We start from the raw sequence: 14746 nt of genomic DNA, 5'->3' as shown, positions 1-14746 counted from the left end.
CCTGCAGGCCTTCGACATCGCCTTTGACGGCCGACTCACCGCCGGCCGCCGCTGAAGAAATCCGACCGAGTTCCACCGTTCGCTACACAGACCCTACCGATCGGGGGACTCGAGATCAAACTTCCCTCCAGCCTCCGGCACCTGCCGGCGGAAGACCGGTCTGTCGAACTGTGCATGAAATTCGGTGGCACCGAAATATCGGCGACAGCACGAATCGTCGCAACAGGCGAGACGCTCGAGACAAGAGTGGAGTTCGAGCCGAGGTGGTAGACCACAGCAACCCCCGGGACGACTCGGGCCGGCCATTCCCGCCGCATACAGGACAGGACGAGGAGGAGGAATTGCTCGCCATCCTGAGCAACCTCAAACGACTTTTCGGATGTCAGAGTCGACGTATTCAAAAATTGGAGCAGAAAGTAACGGAGTGTCAGAAGCAAGTCAAGCTTCTGGTCGAACGAATGGAGGGGGTGGAAACCCTCTGCGGCTGCTACGAAGAGGAACTCCAACGCAATGGCAGGAGTATCAGCCGTGCACTCGCCTTCGTGAACGAGCAGCGGGACGACGTATTCACCGAGCAGGACAATCGTCATGTCGAACTCGCCCGGCGCTACGAGGTCTTCCGTGATCAGAAGGTGCGTTCGGCGGCCTCCGACGCGGTGGCCTCCGGGGAGGACAAGAAGCGGGACCCCCGGCGGCACGCAGAGGTGACCGCAGAATTGTGCCGGGCCCTGTTCGCCACCACGGGCCCGGACCTTCCGGCCGTCAGGGCCGCACTGAAGAACCTGCATCACGCCGAAACACGGGCGGCCGAACTCGTCGAGGGCGCCACAGAGCTGGTTGACGAAGCCGCCCGAGTCGGCGGCAGTCCGTACTGGGACTTCGACGCCCCACCCGGAACCCCGGTCGACCCCGACCTCCAGGAGCTCTGGTACGACTCGGCCGAGGACGGGGTGCTGCACATGGTCGTCACACCCGCGTACCGAGCTCGTGGCCGGCTCTTCTGTAAGCAGCACGTACGAACAGTGCCCGCGGAGTGATGCCAGATGGCTCCGACACGGTGGAACGGCCCAGCGCTGCCCATGCCCCCTGGTCATGACGAGGTGCGGGTACGGTTCGCCCCCGAACGGCGAGATTCCGTACGCCGCCTTCTTCGGCCCGCACGATCCTCTACTCATGGCTGTTCGCCCGCCGCTACGCCGGCGCGTTCGTCCTCCGGCTCGACGGCACCGACCTGGACCACCAGGTGACCGGCGCGATGCACAGCTACCTGTCGGGGATGCGATGGCTGGGCCTTGACTGGGACGAGGGCCCGGAAGCCGGTGGCGATCACGGGCCCTATCGGCAGTCCGAACGCCTGCACCTCTATCGTAGGCGCTCGACGAACTGCTCTCCCAGGGACGTGCGTACCGGTGCTACTCCTCCGCCGAACGCCTACGCGAGGTGGCTGCTGACGCACGACGTCCGGGCGCTGTTCACGGCGCGTACGACGGGCGGTGTCGGCACGCGTCGGCGGCCGACATCGCCGCGGCCGAGGGGGAGGGGTGCCGGCCGGCCGTCCGGCTGCGGACGCCCGACGACGGTGTCGTCGAGTCACATGACCTGTTGCGCGGCGCCGTGAGAATCCGGGCGTCCCAGATCAGCGACTTCATCATCTGTCGCCCCGACGGCTGGCCCACGTACCGACGTGCCCGTGTCGGCGAATGATGTGCGACTTCGTCGTCAGCAGCTCCTCGGGCAGCAGGGGGACCGACGCGCTGTGGGTCTCGTCCGGATCCCGTCTCCCAGCGATCAGAGCTTGAGCGACTCTGTCGGGGATCTTGAGCGTGACCTCATTTTCCTTGTCGCCACCAGCATTCCCAGGTCAGGCCGCGGGTGTTGAGGTACTGCTGGAAGGTCGTGGGGGAGCGAGGGCGGTGGGGGTGTTGAGTTGTGCGTGAGGCGAGGCGTTCGATGTTGATCGCGATGCCGGTCAGGACGTGCTGCACGTGTGTCTTGCGGATGCCGTGGTAGCGGCTGCGTCGGGCATGGTGTCCGTTGATGAACTCGCAGATGGTGCCTTCGACGCCGGACCGGGTGGCGTAGAGCCGTTTCCACTGGGGGTCTTGCTGGTCTGTGCGGTTTCGAGCCTGGAGCTCGTGGAGGGGTCGGGGGAGAAAGTTCACGGTGCGGGCGGCGGTGCCGCGGGTGCAGGCAGACCGGTCGGGGCACGGGTTGCACTGGTGTGGGTGGAACCGGGCCACGGTGTAGGGCGCCATGGCCGGTGGCTCGAGCCAGATGTGGCTGGTCTCGCCGCTGGGGCATGTGACCTGGCGCTGGTCGAAGTCGATGGAGAAGTCGTCCCGGGTGAAGCCGGACTGTTCCTTGCTCTGCCATGCTCCGCTGGCCTTCACCGGGCCGACGAGTTCGACCCGGTGGTCCCGGAGGGAGCGGTGCAGCAGCGAGACGGAGAGGTAGCCGCCGTCGAGCAGGTGCTGCCGGGGCAGCAGTCGGCGGGCACGGAGCCGGGCGTGGATGCCAGGGAGGGCCTCGGTGTCCCGGGTCGGCTTGGTGGTGGCGATGTCCGTGATCAGGTTGGCCTGGGCGTCGGTATCGCAGGTCTCGGTGACATGGACCAGATAGCCGCTCCAGCGGGTATTGCCCCGGATGGCTCGGTGGGCTTCGCAGTCGTAGGGCGTGACGATCCGCAAGGCCCCTTTGGGCTGTCCGTCCTTCTCGGTGCGCGGGCGTAACCTGCCACGGGCGTCGAGGAGGAAGTTCTGCACCACGATTTGCCGTAGCGCTTCCGCGCGAGGACCGCGCTGGTGGGGCGTCAAGCGTTCCAGGAGTCGGCGGGCGTCCGCGCCGGCCTGTTTGAGCCGGGTGACGGGGTGAGTCGGCTGGCTGGGAAGGCGCACCGGACGCCCGTAGCGGGTGGCCCACTCAGCATCCACCAGCCCGTCCAGGACCTCAGGTGCCCGCTGAGCGGCTTCCTCCAACGCCGCGCGTACTGCTTCGAGGACCAGCTCCAGGCGGGTGAGGTCCCGCGCGGCAGCGAGGACCTGGGTGGAGTCACTGCGCCGTCTCCCGCGCTCAGTGACCAGGCCGGCCGCCCGCATCCGCTCCAGCGACAGGGAGAGCAACTGGTCCGCGCGATCGTCCTCGCACAGACGATCACGGAAGTCGGTCAGCACGCTGTGGTGGAACCCCGGGTCGTCCAGTTCCAGGGCCAGGGCGTACTTGAAGTCGATGCGGCATCGCACCGCCTCGGCCGCCTGCCGGTCGGAGAGGTTGAGTAAGAACTGAAGCACACAGACCGTGGCGAGTTGGGCCGGCGAGAGTCCGGGGCGGCCGTCGCGCGGGTACCAGGAGGCGAAGTCCCTGTCGTCCCAGAGCCCGTCGAGGTGATCACGTACCCACATTGCCGTGGTGCCGCGGGGGTTGCTGGCCCGCGCCATCCGGGCTGTGAGATCGGGAACTACTGCACCGGACCGGGGACGAACGGACACTGATCACCTCAGGAGGACAGAACCACGCAGGACCGTCCGAAGCGTTCCAACCACCGAAAGCCCCTGTCCTGAGAACTCCAAGATCCCCGACAGAGTCGCTCCTTGCAGACCCCAGGCGCGGTCGGCATCAGAAGGGCCTCCAGAGCCGATACGGAAATGCGCCGGGACCGCTGGATGGTTTCCCGTTTCCGCAGCATTTTCCGGGACAGCACGGCCGCGGCCGCTTTGCCGGACAGGAACGGGCCCAGCGAACTCCCGTTCTGCAGGACCACAGGACGGGAGTGCGCCTTCATGATCGGATATGCACGCCGCCTCAGTAAGGCGCTGGGGAAGTTCTTCACGACGTTCCACACGTGGTTGCGCTCTATGAGGAATGCCTTGTAGGCCGATGGCGTAGGCGTGCCCGAGCCGTAGTGGTACGCGCGGCAGCCCGGCTCGAAAAGGCAGGTCATGCCCATCAGTTGCATCCGGAACCCCAGGTCTACGTCCTCCAGGTACGCGGTGAAGTCCTCGTCCAGTCCGCCGGCCGCGTCCCATGACGCGCGGCGATAGGCCGCACAGCAACTCGACACGGAGAAGACCCGTGACGCGCTGCCGGGGGTGGACGCCAGAGGTACGCCCCACAGGAGGTTGGATGCACGCCCCGAGAGGTCGACATGGCTTCCTGCCGAGTCGATCAGCGTGGTGTCGTTCGCCTGGATGATCAGCGAGGCGACGGATCCTGCGCCAGGGTTCTTCTCGAACGTGGAGAGGACGTTCTCCGCCCAGTCGCCGGCCAGCCAGGCGTCGTCGTTCAGCGTGGCCACGTAGGGCGCGGAAGAAACTGACACGCCGTAGTTCACGGGAGCGCAGAAGAAGGAGTTCCTGCGGAGGGTGACGATGCGTAGACGAGGGTGGGTGATGTCGCCCAGGGTGGACTGCGCGACTGCCGGCGGCTGCCCGTTGTTCACCACGATGAGCTCCAGGTCGGGCATGGACTGAGCGAGCACCGACCGGACGGACTCTTGCACCTTGTCCGTGCGAAAAGAGGTCGGAACCACGATGCTGATGCGCGCTGACACAGTCATTTCCCCCAGTTCGCCGTGTGACTTCGTCCCCCGTCACTCCCGCAGGAATCCCTGCATGGCGTCGTGGATCGCGCCGTTCGTCGCAAGTACGTCCAGTTTCCTCGCCAGCATCCCGATGTTGCCCTTCCGGCGGTCGAGCCCCACAAGGCGGGGTGAGGTGGGCGAGCCCCGCTTGATGAAGAACTGGCGTGACCTATCGACTGTGCCTCGTCCGCAGCTCCGTCCGGCACGCACATGAGCTGAACGCCCAATGCTACCGCCTTCGTCGTCGCCGGCGAAGGGAAGAGCCGACGGCTGAGGCGGTATCCTGCCCGCAGGGCTGACGCCCTGGGTTTCGCCGACGCCCACACCGCACCCGGACACCCACACTGTCCGGAACATTGGTGGAAGGTCTTCCGGGATCAACGGACTGTCTGACAAGCACCTTGACGATCCATCGAGCCGGGAGCGGAGCGCACTCCGGGAGGGTGAGTCGGGGCCGCCGCCGCCGCACCCTCCCGGGCCTCCGGCCCTGGCGTGTCAGCGACGCGGCCGGCCATCCTGTTGTCGGGACGACAACACTGCCTCACCGGCACCCACCGCCTGCGCGACGGCCTGGGTGATCGCGCCGAACGGTTCTTGCCCGGTGGCACTGAGCACCGCGCCGGTGAAGTGGAGCAGCAGGGCCAGGATCTGGACGAGACGTTGCAGGGAGCCGTCGGGAAGACGGTGAGGACGGTTGTTGTGCGGGTGCTGGGTCGACACGGCAGGTACCTCCCGGATCCTGCGGCGCCTCCGGTGCGTCTGCTCCGGTCGTGCGCCGAGCTCCGTTTTCCGGTGTACGGAGGGTTTCCGGCGAAGCCCCTACGGCGTGCCCTGCCCGAATATGCTGGCAGGGCAAGCGGACGGGTTTTCCGGGGAGTTGTGAATCCGGACGAGTCTCCGCACGGTCGCACCGGACTTCATGGACGGGGGCAGCACATGGGTACGGCTGTGGACAGATTCAGGGACGAGTTCCGTCACCTCCACGAGGCCGCCGGGAAGCCCACGCTGCAGAGCATGGTGAGGTTCGGCGCCGAGCTCACCAGGCCGGCCCGGGTATCCGAGTCGAGCATCTCGGAGTGGCTGAACGGGAAGACGGTCCCGACCAAGGACAGCTCACGGCGGTTCTTCCTGGAGCTGACCGTGATGCTGGCGGCCAAGGCCCGTGCGAAGTCCGGCTATCAGCCGCCTCAGCCGCTCTACTGGAAGCAGCTACTGGACAACGCCCGCCGTGAGCGCGCCGGTCAGCAGGGCGGACGCCCGAAGGGCCCCGGCTACCGCGCCACCGAGCCGGACGTGGTACGCGCGGTGGCGCTGCGCAGCTATCTCGCCTGGCTGGCCGATGTGACGGCCCGGATCCCGGTTCGCGGCCTGCGGCAGACACGCGGCCTGACGGAGGCCGCGCTGGACCAGGTATACGTAGCCCTCAAGGTCGACTCCAGCAGCCCGCGGGAGCGGGCCGCGGCGGCCGAAGCTGTCCGGCGGGACGTAGCTCGGCTCATCGTGGAACTGGCCCTCCCTCCGGAGGAGGAGGAGCGCCGCTTCTGGCACCTGTTCGGGGACCTTCCGGTGGCTGACTACTTCGGCACCCCCGACTGGCTGGACCACAACAAAGTGGAGCCGCCCACAGTTCTCACCATCGACCAGCTCTACCGCAGGGAGTCCGTGGCCGTCATCCTTGGCGATCCCGGCAGCGGCAAGACCACGATCATGCGATGGCTCGCACTGGTCCACGCGAGGGCACTGACCGAAGGCGCCGCCGAAGTCCGGATGGCACCGGGCCTGGTCGACATCACAGCAGCCGCGGGTGGACCTGACGTGGTGCTGGGGCCGCCGCAGTTGCCCGTGCTGGTGCGGATCGGCGAGTACGCGCAGAACCGGCGGGACCGGGAGGCGACTGGCCTGCCGCCCCTCACCGTCGCGGAGTTCATCGGCCGCCACACCTGGGACGGACAGCGTCCGGTGTGGTCGCAGGACGTGGGGGAGTATCGCGCGAAGGAGCGGATCCCCGACGATGTCCTGACCGGACTGCTGCACGACGCGCTGCACCGTGGTGAGGCGCTCGTGGTGCTTGACGGGCTCGACGAGGTCGCGGCCGAGTCACGACTGGACACCGCGACGGCGGTGGGCGAGTTCGTGACGACCTGGGCCGACGCGTCGCCGAATGCACCGCTCGGTAACCGGATCTTCGTCACGAGCCGGATCGCCGGCTACCAGCTTGCGCCGCTGTCTGGACATCTGACCCAGGTCACCGTGGAGCGGATGACCGACGAGGCCCTGACGGTATTCGTGCACAACTGGATGAGCGAGATCGTCACCGCGGTGGACGTCCAGGGAGCGCTGGGTGGGGACGCCGCAGAGCTGGCCGGCACGCTCACGGCGCTGCTGCTCGACCCGGCCAACCGGCACGTACGCGACCTGGCCAGCAACCCGCTGCTGGCCAGTGTCGTCGTCAGCGTCTTCCTCAACCGGGAGGGGAGCCTGCCGCCGCAGCGGGTCGAGATTTATCAGGAGGCTGTGGACTCACTGGTGGAGGTGTGGTTCCGGCGACGAAACGGGGCAGGGACGGGACTGGCGTACCAGACCATGGTCGCCGCGCTGCCGGCCGTGGCTGCCCACATCCACGCCACCAAGCCCAATGGTGTGGTCTCCAGATGGGAATTCCGGTCCGCCCTGTTCGACGAGATGGCCCGCATCGACGGGAAGGAGCCCGGCCGTCTGGACCCCGCGCTGTCGGAGACCGTCGACTCTCTGCTGGAGTCGATGAGAACCGAGGTCGGCCTGCTGGTCGAGAGCGGACCCGAGTCCTTCCGCTTCTCCCACCAGACGTTCCAGGAGTTCTTCGCCGCCCGGCATCTGGTCTCCGAACCGGCGCACAGCGCGCGGCGCATCCGAGGCCGCCTGGCGGATCCACGGTGGCGTGAACCCATTCTGATGGCGCTGGCCCTCGTCAACTGGGAGCACAAGCGCACTCTCGTCGGGCTGGCCGAGTCCCTGCTCGCCATGGACGGTCCCCTCGCGGAATTCTTCCCCGAGTCCGCGCTGCTGCTCGCGGCGGCCGTTCCACAGATGACCGACGTACCACCGGAGGCCGTACGGCTGGTCACCGGGCGGCTCCTGGCCGGCTACGGCGCCGGAGCCGGGCGGCGCGGACTGCCCCGGGCCCGGCAGCTGATCGAGGAAGCGGTCTCCACACTGCGGGAGAGGGGGTATTCGGCCGAGGTGGACCGGGTCCTGGCCACCACGCTGGTGGAGCCCGGCAAGGGCGGTGCGGCGGCGGCTTGCGCAACGGCGGAACTGATCAGGGAGACCGGTGCCGCCGCCCCGGATCTCGCCGAGGCACTGATCGAGGCGGAGCCCGAGTGGGACCTCCCGGAACTGGGACACCCGGTCACCGAGGCGCTGGTTCGGCTGGTGTCCCCACCGGTAGTCGGCGGGGACGGGGCGCGCGGCGCGGGCGGGGCGCGAGGTGGTCACCTGCCGCAGGACTGGCGGTCCGGGCGGCTGAAGATGCGCGATCTGCTGCGCAGATCGCCCGACCTGGTGGAACGCGTACGGACCGATGCCCGGTGGCAGGCCCTGATCCTTTGCCTCTACGGCGGTCAGACTGACCTCCGCAGTGCCGACGCCCTGAACGAGTACCACCGGATGGCGAACTACCTTCAGCTGGAGGACTCCCCCCGGGCGGAGTTCACGAGCTACTACAGCGAGCGGTGGGGTGAGAGCGATCCCATCTACAGCATGGCCGTGTACCTGGATACCGGCGACCACAAGCGCCGCTGGAGCGCGCCGCCGCGCTTCAGCGCGGATGCCGTCTGCCGGGACTCCCCGCTCACCATGTGGGTCACCGACGCCCTGCGACACGACGATCTCCCGGGACTGACCGACGTCTTCCGCGCCCAGCTCAGCGCTACGGACCCGGCGACCGCCGCCGACGCCGCGCTCGGTCTGTGGGCACTCGGTGAGGACATGACGGACTTCCTGGCCGCCGGCTCGGCGGCGTCCGGGATTGCCGTCCGCCGGATATCCGCGCTGAGCGTTCAGTTGCGCGATGCGACGGTCCGGTCGGCCGGCCTGGCCGAGTCCGCGCTGAGCGCTGCCTCCGAGCGGCTGCTGGCAGCCGAGTGGGAGGGGCTGAGAGCGTCCGTCACCGGCACTCTGACGGACGCCGGGGCCACCCCGGTCAGCTTCTCCGACCCGGGGGGCCTTCCCGCGCAGCTCCAGGTGCACATCCTCGCGGACGAGTTCACCCAGGCGCTGTCCGGATCGGGAGATGACTCACATCTCAAGGCCGTCCGGTTCGGCAATTCGGTGCACGCACGGAAGTACGCCGTGCGCTGCCTCGTCGACGCCCTCAATATCAGGTCGACCACGCAGCTCAGCGGTTACCGGCTGTACCGGAACTGGTGGCCCGCTGACCCGCTGGCCTTCCCTTGCCGTGACGGGAGCGACATCCCGGTCACCGTGCTCGACCAGGTCCTTCGCGTCCCCGTCGACCTGCCGTTCGCCCCGCTCTGGTTCTTCCAGAACGTCTTCGCTCCGCTCGTCGAGAGCAACCCGCACCTGCTCGCGGAGACGGTCACGGTGACCTGGAGCACCATGCACCGGCGCAAGGGAGACGGCACGCGCATCGCGGGCCTGATGGACGACTTCCTGGACAGCACGGATCCGGTTGGCTCCCTGCGTAAGCTGGCGCGGCAGGTCGCTGACCCCTGGTACCGGGCCAGGGCGCTGCTGCGGCTGGCCCAGGTGTTCCCGGCGGACAGGCAGACCCTGCTCGCCGAAGCGGCCGTGCCGGCCGCAGAAGTCAGCGACCCGTCAAGGCTGTTCCAGCTCCATGAACGTTTCGCCGCTCTGACACCACCCGCCCGCAGACTCCCGCATCTGGACATCTGCCGACAGAGCGCCCACGCGATCGACGACTCCCCGATCGCGGTGCGGGCCCTGCTCCGGCTGGCCCGGTATATACCGGCCCCGGACTGTGACGAGCCCGCCCTGGAGGCGATCGACCGCGCCCGTGACATCGAGGACGTCGCCGAGCGCGCGCATATCCTCCGCCTGGCCCTGGACGAATACGGCGACCGCCCCCTCATCCGCGCGCGGATGGACGAACTGCTGTCCGCTGTCGACATGGGCGGGCATGACCCCTCCGCCGCGGCGGAGCTCCCGGTTCACCGCCACCTCTCCACCCTGACCGGTGACGACAGCGACGCCATCCAGGCCTGGGTACCGGTCGCGCTCTATGCCCGGTCCGCCCAGCAGCGGCGTGGCGACCGCACAGACGAACTGACCCAGGCATGGGCCCTGTTGGCCGACCGGCCCTCCACCGAGTCGGTCTCCGCGATCCTGGACCTCCACGGCGTCGGCATGATCTCCTGCACCGCCGCCGTCGCACGGGCCGTGACCGCCGCGGCGGAGGCCGGTGCCGGAGCGCACCTCGACCCGGTCCTCTACCGGCTCACCCGCCTCGACTGCGCTGCCGAACCGATGGTGAGTGCCTGGCTGACACACAGCCGACCGCGCATCCGCCAGGTGGCCGCCCTCCTGCTGGCCGAGTACCGGAGGCTGGACCAGGAGCTGGTCGGACACCTCTCCGGGCTGCTGTCGGACGACGACGACCTGCTGCGTGGGAGGGCACGTCACTGTCTGAACATCAGGACGGAGACGGACTCGGCACATGACACGGTGACTCGCCTGGGGCCCCGTACCGTGGAACAGCTGGCTGCCCTCGCCCGGGAGCACCGCTGGAGCGAACCATCGGTGACCCTCGTGGTTCACTGGCACTTAAACGGACTGCTGCACGACAACCCCACGGCGTTCTCAGCCTGGTGCGACAGCGTCGAGAGCGGGCGGAAACCCGGCGTTGCCACCGCCCAACGGATCATCGAGCACACCCACATGGTGAACGACGCCGTCTGGCCCGTACTTCTCGAACGCTTGGAAGCGGGCACTCCCGATCTCCAGGCCGCGATCCTCAGAGCCTGTGCGACCATGCTGCGCCACGACCCCACCGAGGGCACCGCTGACGAGCTCCAGATCGGCCATGAGCGATGGGCCGGGCTCCACCGGACCATCGCCAGGGTGCAGGCAGACCCCCTGCGTGACCACCGTGTCCTCCTGTGCTCACCCGAGACGGTCATGGCAGCCGCCCGGACGGCGCTCGCCGCGACGGACGGGGTGCTCGACGGGGAATCCGTCCGTCGCGCCTCCGACGCGCTCTGGGCGGCCGAGGGCACCGACCTCGGCGTCATCATCACCGAGGGAGAGCCAGAGGACAGGCGTGGCCTGCTGAAGCGTATGGGGGATCTCGCTTTCTCCCGGCCGGACGAGCACGCGCGATGCGCCGCCGCCTTCCGTGAAGTCAGCACCCGCGACGGGGAGCATCATTGGCCATGGGTGGAACTGCTCACCCGATGGACCGACACCCTGCTGAGCACCTCGGTCCATGACGAGCCCTACCGCTGGGAACGGTACGAGGTGCTCGCGGTGACGGCCGCGGCCGCCGAGATCAACCGGGCGGATTTCCGCCGGGTCGCCGACACCGACATCCTCAGCCAGCGGCTCGCCGACGCCACCATGTACTTCAACGGATTTCCCGGCAGGGAGGCCGCCGCCCGGCTGCTCGGTGTGCTGCGCTACGGATCCCGCCCGGTGCTCCGCGCCCTGGAACACGCGCTGCGCGATGTGGCACAGGTCCGCTCCGGTGCCCAGCGGGCGATCGCCGCCCTGCGTAACATCGAGGAGACACTCGTCGATGACCTTGCCGCCACGCTGACCGGCCCCAGCACAATCGCCGCGTGGTCCGCCGCCCAGCTGCTCGCGGCCATCGGCCAGAAGGCCGACATCCCTGACACCCTCCGCGCAAGGATTATCGACCTGTTGGCCACGGCCGCCCGTGACCCCCGGTCCCGACGCACGGTGCACTTCTCCTACGTCTCCGCACCGATACCCGATCTGCCGGCACTCGACGACGTCCTCACCGAAGCGCTGCGCCGCGTCTACCGCCTTGGCTGACGTGTCTCACTGGTCGTCGTCCCGCACCCGGACGAACCGCACGCCCGTATGCCTCGCCAGGGCCTGACCGACTACCTCATCAGCAGAAATCTCCCTCCGGGAGAACATCGCCGACACGGTCGCCGCGCGGGGCGATGATGCGCATCCACGGCAACGCCGGCTTCGGGAAGGCGCCGTCAACACGTGCCTGCGCGAACTCGAAGCCTCCCGGGGCGAGGAGGTCTGCAAGGTCACCTTCTGCGCCCGTCCCACCGCCCGCGCCGTACGGTACGAGCTCTTCGACGCCCTCAGCCTCTCGGGCGAGCCGCCCCGCCACCCCAGCGAGTTCGACCGCCTCCTGAAGACCGCGCTCGCCGAGCGGCCCCGTACGTTCCTCGTGGACGAGGCGCAGTGGCTCGACGGGGAGGCGTTCGAGTACTTCCGCTACCTGTGGGACGAACCCTCCACCCAGATCGCGATTGTCTTCGTCGGCGGCGCCGGCGCGCACACCGTGCTGCGCCGCGAGCCGATGTTCTCCTCCCGCATCTTCATCTGGCAGCAGTTCACCCGCCTCACCCCCGCCGAGGTCCTGGAAGTCGTCCCGCTCTTCCACCCCGTCTGGGAGGGCACCGACCCCGCCGACATCACCTTCGCCGACGAGCAGGCCGCCCACGGCAATTTCCGAGCCTGGGCCCAGCTCACCGCCCACCTGCGCACCGCCCTGGAACTTACCGGCCGCCCCGTCCGGACCAGGACCTGCTGCGCTGGGCCTTCGGCTGCCTCGCATGACCAGCCCCGAACCGCCGTGCCGGCTGGCCGTCGTCTTCGACGCCACCGATGACGCCGCCCACACCCACAGCGCGCTGGCCGCCCACGAGCCCGCGGCAGGCCGAATCACTCCCCATCCGGGCCCGGGCACGACCAGTGAAACCGCTCTGGCCCACGATCTGGTGGCCGCGCTGGGTAAACCGCCGCAGCTCTCCGGCCGTTTCCCCGCAGGTGAAGGAATTGCGGCGGGCGAACGCGATATTGAAGTCCGCCTCGGCTTTCTTCGCCGCGGAGCTGGACCGTCCACTGCGATGAAGGTCGCCTACATCGACCAGCACAAGGAGACGTTCGGCGTCCAGCCGATCTGCGACGTCCTCGCCGAGACGGACGCGCCGATCGCGCCGAGCACCTACTACGCCGCCCACAGCCGCCCGCCGTCGGCCCGCAGCCTGCGTGATGCCGAGCTCACCGAACAGATACGCCGGATCCACGCCGACAACTACGGCGTCTACGGGGCCCGCAAGATCCATGCCGCTCTGGTCCGCGAGGGAGCCGAGGTGGCCCGCTGCACGGTCGAACGCCTCATGAAAGCGGCGGGACTGCGCGGCGTGATCCGGGCCAAGAGCCCGCGCACCACCCGGCCCGCCCCGGAGACCGACCGGCCCGCCGTGGTCGGGGTCTGTGTAGCGAACGGGTCTGTTCCGTAGTCGGTGGTGACGGTGAGTGCTCGCCTGTGATCATTGAGCGTGCATGATGCGAACGCGCTTGTAGAAACGGTGTTTTCGGGGTTGTCGGCGTTGGTCATCGAGGATGTGGCGGACCGTGGCGAGATGGTCCGGGTTACAGCTCGGACCCGGGATGTTCCCGTTCCCTGTCCGGTGTGCGGGGTCGTGACGGGGAGGGTCCACGGGTATCACGGCCGGACGGTGCGGGATGTGCCGGTCGACGGCCGGCAGGTCGTGGTCCGGGTGAGGATACGACGGCTGGTCTGTCCGGTCATGTCCTGCAGGCGGCAGACCTTCCGAGAGCAGGTCCCCGGGCTTCAGGAGCGCCATCAGCGCCGCACCACACGTCTGACCGGTCAGCTCTCCGAGCTGGTCAAGGAGTTATGCGGCCGGGCGTCCGCCCGACTCGCCCGATCGCTGGCCGTGCCCGTGTCGTACGCCTCCGCCCTGCGGCTGCTGCGGCGGGTGCCAGTGCCGGCGGTGCGGATCCCGCGGGTGATCGGGGTCGACGACTTCGCCCTGCGGCGCCGGCAGAGCTACGCCACGATCATCATCAACGCCGAAACCGGTGAGCGAATCGAGGTACTCCCCGGCCGCGAAGCCGCCGCTCTGGAAGCCTGGCTGCGCGGACATCCGGGCATCGAGGCCGTGTGCCGGGACGGATCGGCCACCTACGCCGAGGCGGTCCGCCGAGCCCTGCCCGACGCGGTCCAGATCAGCGACCGCTGGCACCTGTGGCACAACCTCGCCGAGGCCGTCCGCAAAGAAGTCGCCGCGCCCAGCACCTGCTGGGCGAAAGCGGGCCCGCCCCCGGCTGAGGGGAGACAGGCCGCCACCACCCGCGAGCGCTGGCAGCAGGTCCACGCCCTGCGGGAGCGCGGAGTCGGACTTCTGGAGTGCGCGCGCCGCCTCAACCTGGCTCTCAACACTGTCAAGCGCTACGACCGAGTCGCCGAGCCCGAGCGCCTCATCCGCGCCCCCAAGTACCGGCCCACCCTCGTGGATCCCTACCGCGATCACCTGCGCAAGCGCCGACTGGAGAACCCGGCCGTCCCCGTCACCCATCTCCTCCAGGAGATCAGGGAGCTGGGCTATAACGGCAGCTCGAACCTGCTGGTCCGCTACATCAACCAGGGCCGTGTCGAGGCCGACCGGCCCGCCCTCTCGCCCCGGCGCCTGGCCCGCTACCTGCTCACCCGCCCCGACCGCCTCAAGGACCACCAGCGGGAACGTATCGAGGCCGCCCGCGCTGCCTGCCACGAGATGACCGCTCTGGCCGACCTCATCCACCACTTCGCCGTGCTGCTGGATCCCGCCGACGGCAATGCCGCCCTGCTGAGCACCTGGATCACCTCGGCCCAGGCCGAGGACCTGCCCCACCTGCATGCCTTCACCCGGGGCCTCGAGAAGGACCGCGCCGCAGTCGACGCCGCCCTCACCCTGCCGCACCACAACGGCGGCACCGAAGGCGTGAACAACAAAACCAAGCTGATCAAGCGCCAGATGTACGGCCGCGCGAGCTTCCCCCTCCTCCGCCACCGCATCCTCCTGGGCTGACCGCACCTTCCGTCACCACCGACTACGGAACAGACCCGAACGATTTACAGTCCCTACACCAGCCGACGTCGCTACGTTCCTCGCCTCCGACCCCACCCAAACCAAGGTCAAGAAGACGAGTTAAAGATCT

At 68.6% G+C, this 14746-nt stretch carries 8 protein-coding genes, 2 pseudogenes and 1 other annotated feature; of the genes and pseudogenes, 7 read left to right on the top strand and 3 right to left on the bottom strand.

Annotation, left to right across the window (positions count from 1 at the left end; genetic code table 11):
• The first annotated feature begins 542 nt into the window (after positions 1 to 542).
• From ACWD01_RS35765 to ACWD01_RS35755, 3 genes and pseudogenes are all read left to right on the top strand, one after another.
• Positions 543 to 1037, top strand: coding sequence for a hypothetical protein (locus tag ACWD01_RS35765; RefSeq protein ID WP_451167958.1), 495 nt, complete (start codon positions 543 to 545; stop codon positions 1035 to 1037).
• A gap of 125 nt (positions 1038 to 1162) precedes the next feature.
• Positions 1163 to 1360, top strand: a pseudogene (locus tag ACWD01_RS35760) (glutamate--tRNA ligase family protein); the annotation flags it as partial.
• Positions 1361 to 1383: 23 nt separating this feature from the next.
• Positions 1384 to 1704: a glutamate--tRNA ligase family protein gene (locus tag ACWD01_RS35755; RefSeq protein WP_451167964.1), complete on the top strand. Its 321-nt coding sequence runs from the start codon at positions 1384 to 1386 to the stop codon at positions 1702 to 1704.
• A gap of 125 nt (positions 1705 to 1829) precedes the next feature.
• Here ACWD01_RS35755 and ACWD01_RS35750 read toward each other — a convergent pair whose 3' ends face one another.
• From ACWD01_RS35750 to ACWD01_RS35740, 3 genes are all read right to left on the bottom strand, one after another.
• Positions 1830 to 3434 carry an IS1182 family transposase gene (locus ACWD01_RS35750; RefSeq protein ID WP_451167956.1) on the bottom strand — a complete coding sequence of 535 codons (1605 nt, stop codon included), beginning with the start codon at positions 3432 to 3434 and terminating at the stop codon, positions 1830 to 1832.
• A 59-nt stretch (positions 3435 to 3493) separates the two neighbouring features.
• Complete coding sequence (locus ACWD01_RS35745; RefSeq protein ID WP_451167954.1) at positions 3494 to 4546, bottom strand: glycosyltransferase family 2 protein; 1053 nt, start codon at positions 4544 to 4546, stop codon at positions 3494 to 3496.
• A 525-nt stretch (positions 4547 to 5071) separates the two neighbouring features.
• Positions 5072 to 5296: a hypothetical protein gene (locus tag ACWD01_RS35740; protein ID WP_451167953.1), complete on the bottom strand. Its 225-nt coding sequence runs from the start codon at positions 5294 to 5296 to the stop codon at positions 5072 to 5074.
• Positions 5297 to 5512: 216 nt separating this feature from the next.
• Between ACWD01_RS35740 and ACWD01_RS35735 the strand changes: the two genes are divergently transcribed.
• The 4 genes and pseudogenes from ACWD01_RS35735 (at position 5513) to ACWD01_RS35720 (ending at position 14616) form a co-directional block, all read left to right on the top strand.
• A complete protein-coding gene (locus tag ACWD01_RS35735; protein WP_451167951.1) occupies positions 5513 to 11587 on the top strand; it encodes a hypothetical protein in 6075 nt (2024 codons plus the stop codon).
• A gap of 88 nt (positions 11588 to 11675) precedes the next feature.
• Positions 11676 to 12407, top strand: a complete 732-nt coding sequence (locus ACWD01_RS35730) for an ATP-binding protein (RefSeq protein ID WP_451167962.1) — start codon at positions 11676 to 11678, stop codon at positions 12405 to 12407.
• 164 nt (positions 12408 to 12571) lie between these two features.
• Positions 12572 to 13002 (top strand): annotated as a pseudogene (locus ACWD01_RS35725) (IS3 family transposase); the annotation flags it as partial.
• Positions 12610 to 12738 (top strand) — a sequence feature (AL1L pseudoknot). Its footprint overlaps the pseudogene before it by 129 nt.
• Before the next feature lie 78 nt (positions 13003 to 13080).
• On the top strand, positions 13081 to 14616 hold the full coding sequence (locus ACWD01_RS35720; protein ID WP_451167960.1) for an ISL3 family transposase: 1536 nt from the start codon (positions 13081 to 13083) through the stop codon (positions 14614 to 14616).
• Positions 14617 to 14746 lie beyond the last annotated feature (130 nt).

The organism is Streptomyces sp. NPDC002835, from assembly GCF_053591995.1.
This window is presented reverse-complemented; position numbering and strand designations above follow the sequence as displayed.